Source organism: Chryseobacterium viscerum (assembly GCF_025949665.1).
GTDB classification, from domain to species: domain Bacteria; phylum Bacteroidota; class Bacteroidia; order Flavobacteriales; family Weeksellaceae; genus Chryseobacterium; species Chryseobacterium viscerum_A.
Genome location: NZ_JAPDFT010000004.1, coordinates 129,130 through 149,914, shown reverse-complemented (window position 1 = coordinate 149,914; position 20,785 = coordinate 129,130). Strand labels below are relative to the sequence as shown.

The following is a 20,785-nucleotide window of genomic DNA, read 5'->3' as shown; positions in this document are numbered from 1 at the left end:
TCGTGGTTTGGTTATGGTTATAAACCTGATACAGGTTTTACGGTGTAGCCTTTTGCCTGAAGAAGAGGAATAATTCCGTTTTTACCCATAAGATGAGATCCCCCGACAGCAAAGAAGGAACCTTCTTTTTTCATCATTTCCGGCATTATTTTTACCCAGTTTTGATTTCTGTCAGTCAGCATTGCTTTTTCCTGTTGGGAATTCATAAATCTTTCATCCTTAAAAAGATTGTAAAGAGATTGTACATTTTCATTTTTAAAAGCTTCGATCATCTGCCTGAATAATATTTCATATTCCTTATCCATTTTCAGTTGGGTGATGGTGCTTTTCAGATCATAAGCTTTGTTAATAGACTTCATCTGGTCCTCTACTTTCTCCAATCCTCTGATGCTCTTCTTGTCTTTTATTGCTTTCTGCAGAAGTTCCATTTCGTAAAGTTTTATTTCAGTCTTTGGACATGGAATAGCCTTTGTGGAAAGCAGAGCATACAGCGCCTGAGGGCTTGAAGAATCTATGCTTTTCAGATCAGTTCCATAATTGGCAAGAATAGTATTCAATTCTTTAGCTTCATCAGAAGAAAGCTGATCAGATATTTTTTTATCTGCAGTAAACATTTTTTGCAGTGACATCATTTCAGCGGGATCTGTATAATTGATTTCCATGACAAAGTTTTCAGATTTCTCAAGAGCTTTCAATACTTTAGGTTTTATTTCAAAATCTTTACTGCATAAGATATGAAAAGTTCCGGTAATGTAGGAAGGCTTAGAGAGACCGTTCCCTGAGACTTCCCAAAGCAGGCTGTTGTCTTTTTCAGAACTTTTACTTTGAGCATTTGTTGTCATTGAATTCAGTGATAATAACACTGCAGCTCCGAGTTTTATTAAATTTTTCATAGTATTATTTTTTTTGATTTTTTTTTCTTTTAAATAGTAGGTAAAGCAGGCATTACAATCGTTACAGTTTTTTTTTCAAAAAAAAATAAAAACCTCCCGAAAACAGGAGGCTGTAAAATCTAAAATTATGATGATAACCAATTGGTTAGGATGGTTTTTTATTCCTGTATTTTTGAATGTTCAGGTTTTGAAATTTTTCTTTTTCTTAAAAAATAGAGGATTGCAGCAGCAATTAATAAAAGTGGCCATACATTGATAAGAGCTACTATGATTCTCTGAATCAGATAGAATCCGTATACAAAACCATCTTTAGCATCATAGATGAAATTGTATTTATACTTATTGTCAATACTTGTTGTGTTGGTAACAGCAATTTCAGCAATGCGCAATTGAGGTTCTTTGATGTAGATGTCAATCGTGCTGTATTTCAAATCGTCTGTCATATTCATACTCTGCAGTTTTTGAAGATTTCCTTCAGACATATTTTCATTGTCCAGTGTTATTTTATCTTTATTTGTTTTCAGTTTGCTGATATTTTCAGAAGTTTTTTGATTTCTTTTTCCTTCCAGTTCAGAATATTTGATGTTGGCCGTCACATCCTCAGCATTGATGGATCTTGAATTAAGAAATAATTTATTTGTATTGATTGCTGTTAAAAGTTCACCGAGCTTTTCCGTAGGAATACGCACTTGCATCCTGTTCTCTGTCTGATATTTCTTGATCAGCATAGCTTCTTCATTAGATGTGTTGTAGGTGTTTTCAGAAAGCACATTACTCTGAAGATTGCTATTTGTAACAAATCCTCCAAGCTCCTGTACTGATTTTTCAATGGCAACAGTTGCATTATACACATCTTTTACTTCCATATTCACATCTGCGGTCTTAATGAACTGTTTGTCCTTTACCTTCATATCTGCAACAGATGAAATACTGTCTGAAACAATAGCAGATGCTGAATCTGTTGTAGCATAGGCATCAAGATCTGTTGAAGAAACTTCGCCTTTTTTACATGAATAAATACCTAGTAAAATAACAGCAGATAGAGATAATTTAATGTAAGTCGTTTTCATAGCGTTGATTTTTATTGTTTTCCTGAAGTCAAAGTTCAGTCAGGATCTTTTGTAACGCTTGAAAATCAAAAGTAAAAAGCTTGTAAATAAAGTATGATGTTTTAATTGATTGAAATTAAGTGTTTTGTAAAATAGAGCAGGACCTGGTGCTTTGCTTTCGGAGCAATTTTTGCTTATCTTTTACAAACCAAAACTACAATCTATCACTATGTCAAATACCTTTTCCAAAATCAGAAACGTAATAGGACTATTCACATCCATAGATTTTGATCAGTTGAGTGCCATTTCTCAGAAGGTGGATCTTTCAAAACTGATGCATAATTTTTCAAAACTGGATGATAAACAGCTTTCCGGGCTCATGAAAATGCTTGATCCGGAAAAGAAAAAGAAAGAACTACCTCCTATTGATGGAGATTTTTATGATATCTACCATACCCTTACTCCTGAACAGCGTGAAATTCAGCTTAAAGTAAGAGCTTTTATGGAAAAAGAAGTAAAACCTCTGGTGAATCATTATTGGCTCAGAGACGAATTCCCTTTTGAATTGATTCCGAAATTCCAGAAGCTTGATATCTGCGGTGTTACTTATGAGGGCTATGGCTGCCCCGGAATGCCTTTCCTGATGGAAGGTGTTATCGCGATGGAAATGGCAAGAGTGGATGCCTCTATAGCTACATTTTTCGGAGTACAATCCGGGCTGGCAATGGGTTCTATCTATATCTGCGGATCTGAAGAGCAGAAGCAGAAATGGCTTCCACAGATGCAGAAATTTGAAAAAATAGGAGCCTTTGGGCTTACGGAGCCGGAAGTGGGTTCCGGTGCTGCGGGCGGACTTACGGTAACCTGTAAAAAAACACCGGAAGGCTGGGTTTTGAATGGTCAGAAAAAATGGATTGGGAATGCCACTTTTGCAGATCTTATCATTATCTGGGCAAGAGATCTGGACAGTGGTGAAGTGAAGGGGTTTATTGTAGAAAAAGATAATCCTGGATATTCTGTAGAAAAAATCAAGGGGAAAATGGCTTTAAGGATTGTTCAGAATGGATTGATTACTTTAAAAGACTGCCTTGTAACTGAAGAAAACCGTTTGCAGAATGCCAATTCCTTTAAAGATACCGGAAAAGTACTGAGAATGACCAGGGCGGGAGTAGCTTGGATGGCTACAGGCTGCGCACGCGGAGCTTATGAAAGTGCTTTGGATTATACCCGAAAAAGAGAGCAGTTTGGAAGACCTATTGCTTCGTTTCAAATGATTCAGGGGCATCTGGTAGAAATGCTGTCAAATCTTACTGCGATGCAAACTATGGTTTTCAGGTTGTCCGAAATGCAGGATGAAGGGATTTTAAAAGATGAACATGCTTCTTTAGCTAAAGTTTTCTGTACACTCAGAACAAGAGATATTGTTTCCAGGGCAAGAGAGGTGATGGGAGGAAACGGAATTCTGCTGGAGTACGATGTAGCCAGATTTGTTGCCGATGCTGAAGCTATTTATTCCTATGAAGGAACGAAAGAAATCAATTCATTAATTGTAGGACGCTCCATTACAGGCTTCAGTGCTTTCGTATAGGGAGCAGATGATAGGTTGTAGTTTTTAGTGCGTCTTTCAAACTGATTAACAACAGTAAATTTTAATTGAACACCATAAAAACTGCAACCTATAACCTATTATCTGCAACCTTAAGAAACTAAATGTTTATATTTTTCCTTGTTGTCAATAATCATCCAAAGATTGATCAGGAACATCACACCGGCAATCCCCATTCCCATTGGAGATTTATCCATAGTGAACACATGGGTGACAATTCCTACCATGACAGGTAGAATAACAATAGCTCCCAGTGCTCTTGTTTTTGGAAAAATGAATAATAAGCCACCAATGATTTCTACAACACCCACTAATGGCATCAGCCAGCTGATTTCTCCAAAAGCTGCGAAAAGTTTCATCTGCTCCGGAGTGGGTTTCTCCATGGGCATATAATTAAAAAACTTGTTTAATCCGGCATTAATAAACATAAGCCCGAAAAGTAAGCATAAAATGAATTTTATTATTTTCATGATTGATGATTTAATATCAAATGTAAAATAAAAATAGGATATGTTGAGTTTGATTTAACATAAAATATGAAATCAATTGTTAATGTACGTTAATTAGTGCTTTTGTGTAATTTTTATTGTATATCTTCGAAATGCAAATTAAAACTAATAACTCATGCAAAAAAATCTTAAAAAATTAAGCCGCACGGATTTAAGAGAAATCCAGGGAGGAGTAGGTATTGGAAAATGTGATATTGGCCCAATAGGATGTCCATGTAAAATTCCACCGGGAGATCCTTGTTTAGGTGGTCCTGGAGGAGAACCCGGAGGCCCGACTTATGGTTACTGTCCGGACAGTCAGAACTATATCCTATGTACAGATGCTTGTCCAAATGGAACAAGTCCTTTGTGTCCTCTTTCATAACAAAAATAAAAAGACTGTCTTGAAAAAGGCAGTCTTTGTTATTTAAAGTCCAAAGTTTAAGCATTCAAAGGTGGACTATATTAGTTATTGTCCTTTGTCTATTACTTATCACTCATTATTCATGATCAGTCCATCTCCTTCAGCGTAATATTCTTGGAAATCTTATAAGTTTTCTTCTTCTTATGAGGTCCCGGTTCTTCCCCAAGCAATCTTCCCCAAGGTTTAAGATCGTCTACTCTTTCACAAATAATCTTAATAATGGCAATCGCCGGAATACACAGGAACATACCTGCAATTCCCCAAAGATGCTCTCCTAAAAGAATACCAATAAAAGAAAATAAAGCATTAATTTTTACTTTGGAGCCGACCACAAATGGAAGAACAATATTTCCGTCTACTGCGTGAATGGCAATATATCCCAAAGCAACATAAATACACGTTGAAGGAGTAGAAGTTGCAAAAGCTATAAAACAGGAAATTAAAAGTGAAATAAAAATTCCAAGGTATGGAATAACGTTTAATAACCCAGTAAGAACCCCTAAAAGAATAGCGTATTTCACTCCCAGAATTGTAAGAAGAGTGGAAGTAAGAACGGATACGATAATTACCTGAAGAAAAAGCCCGAAGATGTATTTCTTGGTCATGATACGAATCTCATTTACAGCTTCCTGTACACTTGATTTATGTCTTTCGTTGAAAACGGTAACGATAAAGTTATTTAAAAGCCTTCTGTAATTTAAAATAAAGATAAAAAACAGGGTGAAAAATATAATAAAGCCGAATCCCGTGGAGAAAATCCCAAAAGTAAATCCTAAAATAGCCCCTGAAGAAGACAGGAGTTTATTCAGTCCTTGGTTGATATAATCTACCTGCTCATCTACTTTCACATTGAATGTTTTGGAAACCCAATGCTGCAGACCATTAAAAACAGTTGTAAACTGCTCACTGAGATGAGGAAGATCCTTACTGAAGTCAGATAACTGATTGGTGAAAAAGTAAATGATTCCACCTAAAATGATCAACATGATGAACACTGAGGTCATTGTGGACATTGATCTTGGAAATCTTAACTTTCTTTCCATGAAAGTTGCCGCTGGCAAAAACAGCATGGCCATAAGGAATGCAAGGAAAAACGGAGCTAAAATACTCTGTCCTAATGCCAGAAGATAGCCAAGGCCAATGATGGAGATCACAACGAGCGTAAGCTTGACAAGGAAAGGAAGTCGAAGAAAATTCATAATCTAAAAATCTGCAGTGTGGAATAAAAGTAAGAAAACCCCTCTGAATTGAAAAATTTTTTTATTCAATCCTCAGAATTTTATTCTATTGCATCAAATTTTATTCCACGTAATGAAGAAAAGTATGTATTTGTTTATAAAACAGAAACACGCTCTGATACTCAGAACGTGTTTCCTTATTGAGAAGTTAATATGTTAAAGTTGTTTATTCTTCAATGGCGATATCAATGACTTCTTCCATTCTGCTTACATAATGTACATTAAGACCTTTTAAATAATCTTTTTTGATCTCTTCCACATCTTTTCTGTTGGCTTCACAAAGGATAACATCTTTAATTCCGGCTCTTGTAGCGGCAAGAAGTTTTTCTTTGATTCCTCCTACAGGAAGTACTTTTCCTCTTAAGGTGATTTCTCCGGTCATCGCAAGGTGAGGTTTTACCTTCTTATTTTTAAAAGAAGAAACCATTGAAGTAAGCATTGCAATACCTGCAGATGGCCCATCCTTAGGAGTTGCTCCTTCAGGAACGTGTACGTGAACATTTTTCTTGTCCAGTTCCTCCTGAGGAATTCCCAGTTCGTCATGCTTAGCCTTAATATATTCAAGAGCAATAGTAGCAGATTCTTTCATCACTGTTCCAAGATTTCCGGTCATTGTCAAAGAACCTTTTCCATTGCTTAGAATACTTTCAATATAAAGAATATCTCCACCTACACTTGTCCAGGCAAGACCTGTTACAACCCCTGGAACTCCAGTGATTTCAGATAAGCTTTTTGGTCTTGGAACCCCCAGAATTTCATCTACTTTTTCAAGTGAAATTTTTGGATCATATTCTTTTACCAAAGCCGTCTGAAGAGCGACCCATCTTCCAACGGCAGCAATTCTTTTCTCCAGAGTTCTTACACCGCTTTCCGAAGTGTGGGCTTCTATAATATGCTTAAGTTCTGCATTTCCAAGTTTGAATGATTTTGCATCCAGACCATTTTCCTCCTGCTGTTTCTTGATTAAGTGTCTTTTTGCAATCTCAATCTTTTCCTCCAAAGTATAACCGGCAATCTGAATGATCTCCGTTCTGTCTAAAAGAGGAGTCTGTATTGTTGAAAGAGAATTGGCCGTAGCAATAAACATTACTTTTGACAGGTCATAACCCATCTCAAGGAAATTGTCATAGAAAGACTTATTTTGTTCAGGATCAAGAACCTCCAGCAATGCTGAACTTGGATCCCCATGAAGACCCTGTCCGATTTTATCTATCTCATCAAGAACAATTACCGGGTTTGAAGTGCCGGATTTTTTGATAGACTGTAAAATTCTTCCCGCCATAGCACCGATATAGGTTTTTCTATGTCCGCGGATTTCACTCTCATCATGAAGGCCGCCTAATGATAATCTTACGTATTTTCTTCCTAGAGCATCTGCAATAGACTTTCCTAAAGATGTTTTACCAACCCCCGGAGGCCCTACCAACAGTAGAATCGGAGACTTCATGTTGTTTTTTAATTTTAAAACAGCCATGTGCTCCAGGATTCTTTTTTTGATATCTTCCAGCCCAAAGTGAGCTTTGTCAAGCACTTTTTCTGCTTTTGCAATATCAAAAACGTCTTTTGTATAAGTTTCCCAAGGGAGATCCGTAAAGAAATCCAGATAATTTCTCTGTACATTATAGTCCGGAGAATTAGGATTCTGACGTTGCAGTCTGCTGATTTCCTTCTGGAAATGTTCCTCTACTTCCTTACTCCATTTTTTGGTCTTAGCCTTAGCAATAAGATCTTCAACATCACTTTCGGGGCCACCACCCAATTCTTCCTGGATGGTTCTGATCTGTTGATTCAGAAAATATTCTCTCTGCTGTTTGTCAAGATCCTTGGAGGTTTTCTGATGAATCTGACTTCTCAGTTCCAGTTTTCTGAAATCTTCATGCATCATTTCGTAGCATTGATTCGCTCTCGTCATCAGATTTTTCTCTTCAAGAAGCTTTTGCTTTGCTATCGAAGAAAAATTAGCATTGGTGCAGATGAAATTCAGAAGATCGTCATTATTAGTAATATTTTTGATCGCAAAATTTGCGGCATTAGGGATATTCGGATCCAGTTCAATGATTTTTAAAGCAAGATCTTTGATGTTTTCCAGTAATGCCTCGTATTCGTCTTGATTTTTAGGACGTGTATCTTTTAATTTTGATATTTCTGCCCGGAAATAAGGTTGGTTTTCAATGATTTTTTTAATCTTGAATCGGTGGAAACCTTTGGTTATAGCTGTAATATTGCCTTCCGGAAGCTTGATGATCTTAATGATCTTAGCCAATGTACCGGTAGAATAAATATCTTTTTCGGAAGGTTGTTCCATATCCGAATTTTTCTGGCTTACAATTCCAATGAAATCTCCGTTCTTCTGTGCTTCCTCAAGAAGCTGTATAGAGTTTTTTCTCCCTGCTGTAATAGGAATTACTACATTAGGGAACATAACCATATTTCTTACGGGAAGTATCGGGAATATTTTCTGTTCGGAATTTTTATCAGTCTCTGCGAAGTCGGAAAGATTGATTTCTTCAGCTACGATATCAAATCCATCGCTGATCATTTCTTCTAAACTAATATCTTCAAATTCTGTCATAGTCAATCGAATGACAAATTGTCATTTTCGTTTTTTATCGTTAAAGGGATTTTTTATAATATGCGCTGAAAACGTGTGGCATATTATAATATTCTAAAAATGCACAATACTTATGCCATTTGTTTTTTACTTAAAAATACGGTCAAAATTTCCTTTTTTAGATAAACTTTGCATTAAAAATCAAAATAAAGCAGTTCTGTTTCTGTAATTTCTTAAAAATGTGTATTTTCGCAAACTGATAAAAAACTATAATTTATAAAATGGCAATTTTAGGACAGATTAGGAGTAAGCCTTGGCTTTTAATGGGAGTAATAGCCTTAGCGCTTTTGGCGTTCCTGGTGAACCCCGATAGTATCGACAAGGTTTTTGGTAAGAATCCTGACGTTTTAGGAAAAGTAAATGGTGAGAAAATCACCCGCGAAGAGTTCAATGATCAGCTTTTCGTGTTGCAGCAGCAGGCTGATCAGCAAGGACGTTCGAAAAGCGGTCTTGAAGAGCAGGCTTGGCAGTTACTTGTACAATCTAAACTTATCAAACAACAGTTTGAGAAACTAGGCTTTGAAATGACTGATGATTATTTCTGGAACCAAATCCAGTACGATCAGATGTTTGCTCAAAATCAACAGTTCTTTGATGAGAAAGGTAATTTTAAAACTCAAGAGCTTAAAAAAGAAATTGAAACATTAAAAAACACCAATCCTGAAGGGTATAATCAATGGTTGAAAACTAAAAAGACGATTGAGTACAGACTGATGGCAAGACAGGTGTTTACCAATATTTCAGCAGGTATCACTACCGGTAAGAAAGAAGCAGAAGAATTGATGAAGCAGAGAGATCAGCTTGCTGATATCGACTTTGTGAAAGTGGATTATGCAGCGTATCTTCAGAAAACAAAAATCAATGTTACAACACAGGATCTGGCAGATTATATCAAGCAGCACCCTGTAATGTTCAAAGCTGAACCAAGCAGAAATATCGGTGTTGTATATTTTCCGTCAAAACCTAGTGCCGCAGATGATGCAGCAACCTTGAAAGAAATTACAAAATTATATTCAGGAGGTACAGATGCAAGCGGAGGTACTGAAAACTTCCAGAATACGAAAAATGATTCTATGTTTGTAATGGCAAATTCTGATGCGCCATTCAATCCTCAGTATATGAATCCTGCTCAATTGCCGCCAACGATCAAAGATCAGATTACAGCTGCAGCTATAGGTCAGACTTTTGGTCCTTATAAAGAGCAAGACGTTTATGTAGTTTCTAAACTTGTAGGTAAAAGAGCTTCAGATTCTACTTTATCAAGACACATCCTTATTGCATTCAAAGGAAGTCCTGCAGGTGAAGGGGTAACAAGAACTAAGGAGCAGGCTAAGAAATTGGCAGACTCTATTGGTGCTATTGTAAAAGCTACTCCTGCTAAATTTACAGAATTCCTTAAGCTTTCAAGCGATCCGAATTCTGCAGCACAAGGAGGAAGCTTAGGATGGACAACTCCTGAAACACCTTTCGTTCCTGAATTCCTTGCTTACCTTGCAAGCAATCCTAAAGGAGCTACAGGTGTAGTAGAAACACAGTTCGGTTACCATATCATCAATATTGAAGATAAAAAATCAGGATCAATGGGGTATAAAGTTGCTAACCTTGTGAAAGCAATCAAACCTTCAGATGCTACTGAGGCTGAATCAGACAAGAAATCAAGAAAATTCATTCAGCAGGTTCAAGGGAAATCTTTCAACGATTTCGTGAATATTGCTAAAAAAGGAAATTACCAGTTCTCTAATCCAAAAGCGGCAAAAAGATTTGAAGGTCAGATTCAGGGCTTAGGTACTGAAAAAGATGCAGAGATTCTTACTTGGGCTTTCGATAAGAAAAGAACTAAAGGAGATACTGAACTATTTACTGTAGATGGAACAGGCGATAAAATTGTAGTTTATCTGAACGGAAAACAAGATGCAGGTCTTGCTGATCCGGAATCTGTAAGAGATCAGATCGAAGTTGTAGTTAAAAATAAATTGGCGGCAAAACAAATTTCTGATAAGATTACAGCGGCGAAAGCTTCTAGTCTGGATCAGGTTGCTAAATTATTTGCAGCTCCAAAACAGTCTGCTCAGGTAAATCTATTGAATCCTTCAGTAGCGGGTGCTATGGAACCTAAAGTTGCCGGTGCGGCATTCGGTGTTGCAAAAGGTAAGCTTTCTAACCCGGTTGAAGGAGGAACAGGAGTTTATGTTTTGATCAAAAAATCAGAAACGGTAAACAAACAACCTGGAGATCTTAAGCAATTTACAGAGTCTCTTACTCAGAGAAGTTCTGGAATGTTCGGACAGGCTTGGATGAAAAGTCTTCAGGACAATGCAGATATTGAAGATTTTAGAATTGAAATCTGGGGTAAACTTGGAAATCAGCAACAATAAGAAATTCATTTCAATGATATAAAAAGCGACAAATTTTTTTGTCGCTTTTTTTTGTATTTAACGCAGAACAATATTGGAAAAGATTTATTTAAAATGTGTTATATTTGCTTATTAGAAAAAAATTAGCAAGTGAAGTTCAGTAAAGAATTAAAAGCTGGTGTGATCACACTTCTGGCTATTGTAGGCTTTGTGGTGTTGTTTCAGTTTATGAAAGGGAAAAGCCTTTTTACTACCGATAATATATTTTACGCAAAATATGATAACGTAGAAGGCCTGGCGCAGTCTTCGGCTGTTTCTATCAACGGGTTGAAAGTAGGGCAGGTGGATAAAATTATTCCGCTGACCTCAAAAGACGGAAAAATTAATTTTGTTGTAAAAATTACAGTAGATAACAAATTCGAATTCTCAAAAAATTCATCATTAGAAATCTTTGAACCGGGATTAATGTCCGGTAAAGAAATGAGAGTGAACCTTGCCTACGGAGGCCAGACGGCTAAAGACGGAGATACTCTGAAAGGTGCTTTCAAACTGGGAACGCTTGGAAGTCTTTCTTCTCAGGTAGGTCCGGTAAAAGATCAGCTGCAGGTAGTTCTGCACAGAGTAGACTCTTTAATGGCTAATGCCAATCTGCTTGTTGATGCTCAAAACAGAGCTGAAATAAAAGCTTTATTATCCAATCTTAATAAAACAGTAGGAGCATTACAGACTACTGCCGGAAGTGTAAACAGCCTGGTAGGACACAATGACCCTAAATTGCAGAAAGTATTGGATGATGCAAGCCTTACGATGCAGAGCGGAAAAGTTACCCTGGATAAATACGGAAACCTGGCTCAGAGCATTGATACTAAACAGTTGAATGCAACTATCGCCAATTTGGATGCTACGGTAGGGAAATTGAATCAGGTGATTGGTGGAATAGATAAAGGAGAAGGAAGTTTAGGCAAACTGATGAAAGATGATCAGCTTTACAATAATCTGAACTCAGCTTCTTCCAATCTGAATACATTAATTGAAGATATGAAAGCGAATCCGAAGAGATATATCAATTTCTCGGTTTTCGGTAAAAATAATAAAGACTAATTCACTTTATGCAGTACATCGGTAACATTATTTTCCTGATTTTATTAGTGGCCGGATTTGGTTTGTTTGCCAAAAGCCTTCTAAAGATCTATAGAAATATCAGGTTGGGTCACGAAATCAACAGAAATGACAGAAAAGGAGAACGTTGGGGAACCATGGCTCGTGTAGCAATGGGACAGAGTAAAATGACAGCACGCCCTGTTGCAGGAGTTTTACACCTTTTTGTATATGTAGGTTTTGTGATTATTAATATCGAATTAATAGAAATTGTTGTTGATGGAATATTTGGGACACATCGTTTCTTATCAAGCATTTTAGGACATACATTTTATAGTTTCTTCACTGCAACACTAGAAGTTTTAGCACTTTTGGTAGTGATTGGTGTTGTCATTTTCTTTATTCGTAGAAATTTTTACGGAGTGAAAAGGCTGACAATGAAAGAACTTTTCGGATGGCCGAAAAATGATGCAAACTGGATTCTGATCATTGAATTCGCTCTGATGATGGCTTTCTTTATGATGAATGCTTCAGATTTTATTTTACAATCAAGAGGTGTTTTTCCTGAACATGGAAGCTTCCCGATTAGTGAAATGACATTGGTTCCCTTTTTGGAAATCTTCAATTTTGATAGCGGATTTTTGATTTTTACAGAGAAGGGAGCCTGGTGGTTTCATTTTGTAGGAATCCTTTTCTTCATGAACTATCTTTATTACTCAAAACACTTGCATATTATCCTTGCATTTCCAAGTACATGGTATGCAAACCTTGATAAAAAAGGAAAATTCAATAATCTTGAGTCTGTAACGAAGGAGATCAAATTAATGATGGATCCTAATGCAGATCCTTATGCTGCACCGGCTGAAGGAGCTGATGCTGATGTACCTTCTAAATTTGGTGCTGAGGATATCTTTGACCTGAATCAGGTACAGCTGCTTAACGCTTATTCATGTACAGAATGCGGACGTTGCACTTCCGTTTGTCCGGCAAATATTACCGGTAAAAAACTTTCTCCGAGACTCATCCTGATGAAGACAAGAGACAGGCTTGAAGAAGTAGGAAGAAACATTGATAAAAACGGAAAATTCGTTGATGATGGTAAAAAACTACTAAACGATTATATTACAAAAGAAGAACTTTGGGCTTGTACAACATGTAATGCATGTACAGATGCTTGTCCGGTATTGCTTGATCCACTTTCCATTATTTTTGAAATGAGAAGATTCCTGGTGATGGAACAGTCTGCTGCTCCACAGGAACTGAATCTGATGATGACCAATGTGGAAAACAATGCAGCCCCTTGGCAGTATAATCAGGCTGACCGTCTGAACTGGGCATCGGAAAACTAGATAATTAATCAATTTGAAAATTTGAAATTGATACAGATCTGCATCATTTCAAATTTCCAAATTCTCACATTTTCAAATTGAAAAGAAATGGATTTCAATATAAAAACAATGGCAGAATATGCTGCCGAAGGAAAAGCCCCGGAAGTTTTATTTTGGGTTGGATGTGCGGGAAGCTTTGATGACCGTGCTAAAAAAATTACAAAAGCATTTTGCAAGATATTAAATAAAATAGGGGTAGAGTTTGCCGTTTTGGGACAGGAAGAAAGCTGTACCGGAGACCCTGCAAAAAGAGCAGGAAACGAATTCGTTTTCCAGATGATGGCCCTTACGAATATTGAAGTGCTGAACGCTTACGAAGTAAAGAAAATCGTAACAGCTTGTCCACACTGTTTCAATACCCTGAAAAATGAATATCCAAGCTTAGGTGGTCACTTTGATGTAGTACACCATACTCAATTCCTTAAAACCTTAATGGAAGAAGGAAGACTGAAAATAGAAGGAGGAGCATTCAAAGGGAAAAAAATCACTTTCCATGATCCTTGTTACCTCGGACGTGCCAATGACGAATATGAAGCTCCGAGAATTTTGCTTGAGAAGCTGGATGCAGAGCTTGTAGAAATGAAACGTTGCAAGACCAACGGTCTATGCTGTGGAGCAGGAGGAGCACAGATGTTTAAAGAGCCTGAAAAAGGAAATAAAGACATCAATATCGAAAGAACAGAGGAAGCTTTATCTTTTGAACCAAAGGTAATTGCTACAGGATGCCCTTTCTGTAATACCATGATGACAGATGGTGTAAAACATTTTAACAAAAATACCGAAGTTGCCGTAAAAGATATCGTTGAACTTCTTGCTGAAGCAGAAGATTTATAATTGTAATCTTATACAGGTTTATGAAGGTAGAATGGAGACTCTCCTTTTTGTTTATAATTTCAATACTTGCTGCTCTTACATTCTGGAATTACCAAAATAGAGTATATGACTGGGATATGCCGGGTTATTTAGGGTGTATGTATACTTCTGAATTTCCGAATTCACCGGATAAAGTTCGAATCATCACCTATGATGAAATAAAGAAAGAGGCTCCTGCAGACCATTATACAGACATAATCGGAATAAAGCAGTGGGATATTCCAAGGCAGTATTTCGTAAAAAATACACAATCTTTTACAGAACAATTACCCTATTTTCAAATCAAAGTAGGGTATATTTTTGTAATCACTATTTTTTATAAGCTTGGACTTTCATCCCCAATGGCCGTTCTGTTTACAAGTCTTATTTCTTACTTCTTTTCAGGATTATTATTATTTTATATTCTAAAGCTCCTGTTTCCGAAGAAATACTGGGTTGCAATAGGACTAACGGTTGCCGCCATGCTTTTGCCACCAATGGCGCATATGTCCAGAACTCCCACCCCGGATATGTTTATTTTTCAGTTTATCCTGATCTTTATTATTGGGTTGATCAAAAAATGGAGCAAATGGGGCATGTTTGTGCTTTTGTTTGCAATCACTTTTATACGTCCGGACTATATTACATTTACCCTCACTTATATTATTGCTGTTTTCTTATTTTACTACTTCAGAGAAAAGAAAATTGATGCTTCCCTTATTGCACAAGGCACAGTACTTTTAGTGATGTATCTGGCGATCATTAAATTTTATCATTATCCCGGTTGGAAAGACGTCTTTTATGATACTTTTATCGAGAGAAGGGCTATTATTTCAACACATCCCATCGAAGTCAGCTTAAAAGATTATCTAAGCATTATTTATATCAAAATTATCTACTTCAAAAAAGTGACCTTGTCTGTAAGCATCATGATTGCAGTAGTATTTTGGCGTTCCAAAGATGCATGGGTAAGGATGATTTCAGTACTTTTTCTGGCGAATGTGTACATCAAATTCTTTTTCTTTCCACAACCGGCTGCATTAAGGTTCTTCTTTCCGTTTATTTTTCCGCTTTTCATTATGATGCTCTATGTGCTGAGTAAAAAATACAATGATCTCAAACTCGAGAAAATTGCGTAATTTTGTCTTTAAAATGATAAGGGTTTGAAATCACGATTACAGTAACATTCTGTTCAAGAATCAGAATTGAAAGTGATTGCACAGTTCCTTGAAAAATAAATACTTACATTATGAAAATCGAAGAATCTAATATTGTAGAAACCAACGACTACAGAGTCATTATATATCCGGCTTCAAGACCTTTTGAAACGAAAGAAGCAAAAGCGATTACCGAAAAACTGTTTGATTTCCTTGCTACATGGGCAGCTCACGGAAAGCCGCTTTCTTCTTCATTTAAAATTGAAAAGAATCAGTTTATTGTAGTATGTGTAGATGAAGAAAAAGAAATGGCTTCAGGATGCAGCATTGATGCTTTAGGAAAGATCATGAGAGAAATTGATGAAGAATATCAGTTGGGGCTTTTTGACAGAATGAAAGCTAGTTTTGTAGAAAATGGTGAAGTGAAAACTTTAAAGCTGATTGATTTTAAAACGAAGTTGAGAAACGGAGAACTTTCAGACGATATTCAGGTTTTTGACTTCTCAAAAAACACTTACCTTGACTTTTTGAGCCACTTCCTTCTTCCTTTGGAGAAAAGCTGGGCGGCTTCTGTAAAATAATCGCTATTAAGCTAATTTAGGCGAATAATCATAAAGTGGGAACCTGTTTCTCACTTTTTTGTTTTAATGTATCTTTGCATAGATTCGAGTAAGACTAATGCCTAAAGTACTTTTTTTAACGACATCCCACAGCTATAATGATGACCGTATTTTTTATCATCAGGCAAAAGCTCTTAGAGATAATGGGTATGAAGTAAAAATATGCAGTTTATATGCAGAATATAAAGGTGTTATTGACGGAGTTGAAATAGAGTCCTATGCCATTCTGGAAGAAAGTATAGAAAAGAAAATAGAAACGTTCCGTAAGGTTTGTGATCATTTTAAACCCCAGACTATTATTTGTTCCGAACCTCTTGCTGTGGCGGCATCAAAGAAATTTGTAAAAGAATATCATGCAGGCTGTATCTATGATGTTACGGAATGGTATCCTTCTATGTCAATGCTTGGCAGGTACCGATTTCCGGCAAAAATCTTCCAGGCAGTTAAGTTTTCTCTTATTCAGTGGTATGCAGGATTTTTAAGCACTCATCTTATTTTTGGTGAAACTACCAAAAAGTTTCCTTTAGCATATTTTTTTTACTTTAAAAAACAGATGATTCTTCCTTATTATCCGGACCCTGTTTATATCAGTGAAAATATCAAAAGTCTTGAGCCTAATACTATCACTTTATGCTATACAGGTCAGATTTCTAAAGATAAAGGAATTGAAAACTTCTTTAATGCTATAGATCAGCTTCGCCAAAAAGCTCCTGCTCTTGATATCAGTATTCTGATTATCGGATCGACAGTACAGAGAAATGATGAACTCTATTTTTCAACATTACTAAAGAAATATTCTTTTGATAATATCGAGATCAGAAAATCTACGGCTTTTGAGCGGTTTACAGAAGCATTTGCAGATGCTGATATATGTTTTGATCTTCGGGAAATTAATTTTGAAAACGATCATTCACTGCCAATAAAATTGTTTTACTTTATGGGAGCAGGAAAGCCCGTGATCTATTCAAACCTGAAGGGAATCCGAAAACATTTGGGTTCGCTTTCATTTGGTAGTCTGGTAGATCCACAGAATGCTGATGCCATTTCAGAAGTTATCCTCAATTATGTAAGAAATCCGGAGCTGTATCGTTTGCATGCTCTCAATGCCCGGAAAGAATTTGAAGGAAAATATAACTGGAGTATGATAAAAGAGTCTTTTGTTGATTTTGTAAAAAGATCTATTGATAAATAACCGCTATGCAGCTTACTATTATTAAAACATTTGTCTCACGTTTTCTTATTCTGATCCTAAGTTTCGGGCTTGTGATCTATTCTACGAATATGTGGGGAAGTGAAGGTAAAGGAACCATTTCAATTGTGGTTGCCAATGCTGCAGCAGTAAGTTTTTTCAGCAGTATCTTTTCCGGAAGCAGTGCTTCTTATTTCGCTTCAAGGTTTAAAATAGAAAAAGTTTTATTGTATGCCTATTTGTGGTCACTTTTCACAGGACTTTTAATCCCGTTTTTATTTGGTCTAGCCTCTATTCAGGGCGAATATCTATTTTATCTTATCGGAATTTCCGTTTTTTCTTCACTTCTATCTACCAATATCAGTTTGTTTATTGGAACACAGGATATTAGGAAGTTTAATGTGTATACTGTCTTACAACAGCTGGTACATATTATCTTTATCGGAATATTGGTATATCTGTTTGGTAAAAAAGATGTTTCAGTATACTTTCTTGCACAGATTGGATGCCTGGGGCTTCTCTTTCTTACCAGCTTTTTTCAGATCATCAAAAAATGCAATATTTCTGAAATATCATTCAGTAAAGAGGTTGCCAGAAATATGTTTGAATATGGCTGGAAAACCCAGTTAAGTGCTTTTGTTCAGTTTCTGAACTATAGACTTTCCTTTTATTTCCTGGAATATTTTGAAGGGATCTCCAGTGTAGGGATCTTTTCGATAGGAGTAACTTTTTCTGAAGCTATATGGACAATTACCAGAAGTATTGCTGTAGTTTTATATTCAGATGTGGTGAATAGTAAAAGCAGGGAAGAGTCTGTAGAAAAAACCAAAGAATCTTTAAAGCTGACCTTTATTCTGATGATAGGTTTTATACTGGGAATAATCATTATCCCGTCTCAGGTTTATGAACTGATTTTCGGAAAAGAATTCAGGAATACAAAAGAAATCATGCTCCTCTTATCCCCGGGAATTTTTGCTATTGCTGTAAGTGATATGGTAGGACATTACTTCTCAGGAATGAGAGAGCTCAGGATTCTCAATGTAAAATCAATAATTGGACTTGTTGTTACGGTGGTATTTTCTTTCATTGCAATACCCAGATGGGGAATTTTGGGAGCCTGCCTTGCTACCACATCATCTTATTTGGTTTCAGCGTTCTTGCTGTTCCGGAAATTTTATAGTTCTACTCCGTTCAGTTTGAAAGATTATACAGTATCAAAAGAGGAAATTCAGCTTTTAAAAGAAAAGTTTTTGAAGAAATAATTTATTCTGTTCAGGTACAGAAAACAAAGTCATTTTCCTATTTTTACAAATCTATTAAGTCATACTATGTGCGGAATCAGTGGTTATTATTCATTTCATAAAAGTATTTCCTCAACAAATATTCTGGAAATGAATCAGGCGATCAAACATCGCGGACCGGATGATGAAGGATTCTGGCTGTATAATCATGGTCAGGGGATTTCTTTTTCAGGAAATGATTCTACCACAAAAATTAAAGAACAGTTTCCGGTTTTACAGGAAAGGAGTTCTGAGATTGCCCTGGGCTTCCGCAGATTATCTATTGTTGACCTGTCTGAAAAAGGCCATCAGCCCATGCTCTCAGAGAATGAGCAGATTATTATCACTTTTAACGGAGAGATTTATAATTTTAAAAAAATAAGGAAAGAACTTGAGATTTTAGGACATGTTTTCCGAAGTAATTCCGATACTGAAGTTATTCTCAAAGCTTATCAGGAATGGGGAAATTCAGTTTTTGTAATGCTGGATGGGATGTTTGCGATCTGTATTGTTAATCTTGTCAGCCAACAGCTTATACTGGCAAGAGATAGAATAGGGATGAAACCTCTCTTTTATCATCAAAGTGAAGAAGGATTGGTTTGGGCTTCAGAAATAAAAGCATTGTTGAAAAATGAATTTGTAAAGCCTGAAATCAACTGGAATGGAGTGTATACCAATTTTCTTTTTCAAACAACATTGGCTCCGCAAACTTGTTTTCAGGATATTTTTTCTCTGGAACCTGCTTCTTTTATGACTATTGATTTAGCAGATCATAAAATTACCAAAGAAAAATTCTGGGTACTGCCTTCATCATCTGTGAAAAATGTTTCGGAAGAAGAAGCTGTAAGGAAAATAGATGAACTGCTTTCTGAAAGTATATCAGAGCAATTATATGCAGATGTTCCTGTGGCAGTAATGATGAGCGGAGGGATAGATTCTACCTTAATTGCTTCAAAATCAAAATCTTTTAACTCTGATATCAACACATACACCATTTCTTACCCGTTTTCTGAGGAAGAAGTGAAAAATGCATCTCTGGCTGCCAGGCATTTTGGCGTTTCGCATGATATAAAAGAGGTGAGTGATCATGAAGCGTTGGAGCAGCTTAAGGAAAATATTCAGCATTTTGAAGAACCTTACAGCGGCTTTGAAGTTTTGATCAATGCCGCAAAATATGCACATGACAGAGATTTTAAAGTAGTATTAAGCGGAAATGGTGCCGATGAACTTTTTGCCGGCTATTCCCATACGCTGAAACTGAATAGATGGCTGTTGATGCGGAATTTCAATTTTGTAAGCCCTTTTATTTTTACAAAAGATAAATTTTCTCAGCGGGTAAAAAATTATTTCTCTCAGGATGATATGTTTGATTTTTTCAGACAGAGCCAGATCAGTATGAGACCTTTGGAAGCTAAAAGTCTTATAGCGTCAGATATTTACAGTAAGATTGATTCAAATTTTTCAAAGTACCATATTTCGGAATCAAAAAACTATTCCGGGTATTTTGAATATGATATGAAATATTCGCTGTCTTCCCATCATGTATTCCGGGATGATCTGAGTGCAATGAAATACAGTGTGGAATTTCGTTATCCTTACCTGAGCAACAGCCTGATTAATTATGTGGCTTCATTACCTGAAAAGATTAGATTTAATGGAACTCAGAATAAACCATTACTTCGTAAAACAGCTGAAAAATATCTCCCTGAATCTGTTTTGAATATGCCTAAAAAAGGGTTTTCTTTTCCGGTTCATTATTTCATTAAAAACGAAAAGCGAGTAAGGGATTTTATTGTTGAAAACCTTGAAAGTTTAAAAAAGAGAAACTTCTTCAATAGTGTAGTGATTGACGAGTGGTGGAATCATCAGGAACATGAATACGACTGGGTGAAAATATGGCAGCTGGTTACTTTTGAACTGTGGTATCAGAAATATTTTGAAAAATAAAGAAGCAGTCTAAAGATTAATATTTTACCTTTGTATTTATGATGAAATATTTTTGGGGCATACTTGTTGCGGTTTTTGCATTGGTAAGTTGTAAAAGTGATGATGATTCTTTGCAGAGAATAGATCAGTTAATGAATATCTATGTGAAAAACAGCGCTGGACAGGATCTTCTGAACAGTAAAAAAGCCGGGTCTTATACAGGATTTTCGGTAAATGATATTTTTGGAACTAAGGATATTGCTCCGGTAAGTGTTTCATTAAGAATGACAACGGATTCATTATTTTATATGGAGTATCTGGCAGGAGCAAAAAGAAGAAGGCTGGATTCTATCAGTCCTGATAATCCGGGGACAGGAAATTCTTACTTTTCCAAAATGCAGATTACCTATACAAAAAGTACTAATGTGGCTGATAATGTGATTGATACTTTGGAAATTCAGTATCGTAATACACCAACTGTATTCCAGGTTTCAAAAGTTTTGTATAACAGGGTTCCGGTATTTTCAAAAGATGCTGATGCACCAACTTCGATAAATACAGTTACGATCACAAAATAATTTTTAAATTTGTACAATTGTTAGCTTATTATAA

17 protein-coding genes are annotated in these 20,785 nt (G+C 36.2%); 12 read left to right on the top strand and 5 right to left on the bottom strand.

Annotated elements, in window-relative coordinates:
- Positions 1-17: 17 nt before the first annotated feature.
- Both OL225_RS19315 and OL225_RS19310 read right to left on the bottom strand, forming a co-directional pair.
- Positions 18-893 (bottom strand): TraB/GumN family protein, encoded by an 876-nt coding sequence (locus OL225_RS19315; RefSeq protein ID WP_264519274.1) that lies wholly within the window; start codon positions 891-893, stop codon positions 18-20.
- A 158-nt stretch (positions 894-1,051) separates the two neighbouring features.
- A complete protein-coding gene (locus OL225_RS19310; RefSeq protein ID WP_047377310.1) occupies positions 1,052-1,963 on the bottom strand; it encodes a DUF4349 domain-containing protein in 912 nt (303 codons plus the stop codon).
- 208 nt (positions 1,964-2,171) lie between these two features.
- Here OL225_RS19310 and OL225_RS19305 point away from each other — a divergent pair, with 208 nt between their 5' ends.
- Entirely contained in the window at positions 2,172-3,530 is a 1,359-nt protein-coding gene (locus OL225_RS19305) for an acyl-CoA dehydrogenase family protein (RefSeq protein WP_047377311.1), read from the top strand.
- Positions 3,531-3,640: 110 nt separating this feature from the next.
- On the opposite strand, the gene OL225_RS19300 is transcribed toward OL225_RS19305, so the two are convergent.
- Positions 3,641-4,018 carry a DoxX family protein gene (locus OL225_RS19300; protein WP_047377312.1) on the bottom strand — a complete coding sequence of 126 codons (378 nt, stop codon included), beginning with the start codon at positions 4,016-4,018 and terminating at the stop codon, positions 3,641-3,643.
- Between the two features lie 154 nt (positions 4,019-4,172).
- On the opposite strand from OL225_RS19300, the gene OL225_RS19295 reads away from it, so the two are divergent.
- A complete protein-coding gene (locus tag OL225_RS19295; protein WP_264519273.1) occupies positions 4,173-4,421 on the top strand; it encodes a bacteriocin-like protein in 249 nt (82 codons plus the stop codon).
- A 125-nt stretch (positions 4,422-4,546) separates the two neighbouring features.
- Here OL225_RS19295 and OL225_RS19290 read toward each other — a convergent pair whose 3' ends face one another.
- Positions 4,547-5,659, bottom strand: a complete 1,113-nt coding sequence (locus OL225_RS19290) for an AI-2E family transporter (RefSeq protein WP_047377315.1) — start codon at positions 5,657-5,659, stop codon at positions 4,547-4,549.
- Between the two features lie 205 nt (positions 5,660-5,864).
- Complete coding sequence (gene lon / locus OL225_RS19285) at positions 5,865-8,270, bottom strand: endopeptidase La (protein ID WP_047377316.1); 2,406 nt, start codon at positions 8,268-8,270, stop codon at positions 5,865-5,867.
- A gap of 260 nt (positions 8,271-8,530) precedes the next feature.
- Between lon and OL225_RS19280 the strand changes: the two genes are divergently transcribed.
- From OL225_RS19280 to OL225_RS19235, 10 genes are all read left to right on the top strand, one after another.
- Positions 8,531-10,684: a peptidylprolyl isomerase gene (locus OL225_RS19280; RefSeq protein WP_264519272.1), complete on the top strand. Its 2,154-nt coding sequence runs from the start codon at positions 8,531-8,533 to the stop codon at positions 10,682-10,684.
- 129 nt (positions 10,685-10,813) lie between these two features.
- Entirely contained in the window at positions 10,814-11,764 is a 951-nt protein-coding gene (locus tag OL225_RS19275; protein ID WP_047377318.1) for an MlaD family protein, read from the top strand.
- A gap of 8 nt (positions 11,765-11,772) precedes the next feature.
- Positions 11,773-13,110: a (Fe-S)-binding protein gene (locus OL225_RS19270; protein WP_264519271.1), complete on the top strand. Its 1,338-nt coding sequence runs from the start codon at positions 11,773-11,775 to the stop codon at positions 13,108-13,110.
- Positions 13,111-13,197: 87 nt separating this feature from the next.
- Positions 13,198-13,983 (top strand): (Fe-S)-binding protein, encoded by a 786-nt coding sequence (locus OL225_RS19265; protein ID WP_264519270.1) that lies wholly within the window; start codon positions 13,198-13,200, stop codon positions 13,981-13,983.
- Between the two features lie 20 nt (positions 13,984-14,003).
- Positions 14,004-15,140, top strand: coding sequence for a hypothetical protein (locus OL225_RS19260; protein WP_264519269.1), 1,137 nt, complete (start codon positions 14,004-14,006; stop codon positions 15,138-15,140).
- A 110-nt stretch (positions 15,141-15,250) separates the two neighbouring features.
- A complete protein-coding gene (locus OL225_RS19255; protein WP_047377322.1) occupies positions 15,251-15,739 on the top strand; it encodes a hypothetical protein in 489 nt (162 codons plus the stop codon).
- 97 nt (positions 15,740-15,836) lie between these two features.
- The gene (locus OL225_RS19250; RefSeq protein ID WP_264519268.1) at positions 15,837-16,970 is read left to right on the top strand and encodes a glycosyltransferase; all 1,134 of its coding nucleotides are present in this window, start codon (positions 15,837-15,839) and stop codon (positions 16,968-16,970) included.
- A gap of 5 nt (positions 16,971-16,975) precedes the next feature.
- Entirely contained in the window at positions 16,976-18,229 is a 1,254-nt protein-coding gene (locus tag OL225_RS19245; RefSeq protein ID WP_047377324.1) for a polysaccharide biosynthesis C-terminal domain-containing protein, read from the top strand.
- Between the two features lie 66 nt (positions 18,230-18,295).
- Positions 18,296-20,194: an asparagine synthase (glutamine-hydrolyzing) gene (asnB, locus tag OL225_RS19240; protein ID WP_264519267.1), complete on the top strand. Its 1,899-nt coding sequence runs from the start codon at positions 18,296-18,298 to the stop codon at positions 20,192-20,194.
- Positions 20,195-20,232: 38 nt separating this feature from the next.
- The gene (locus OL225_RS19235) at positions 20,233-20,751 is read left to right on the top strand and encodes a hypothetical protein (protein WP_047377326.1); all 519 of its coding nucleotides are present in this window, start codon (positions 20,233-20,235) and stop codon (positions 20,749-20,751) included.
- Positions 20,752-20,785 lie beyond the last annotated feature (34 nt).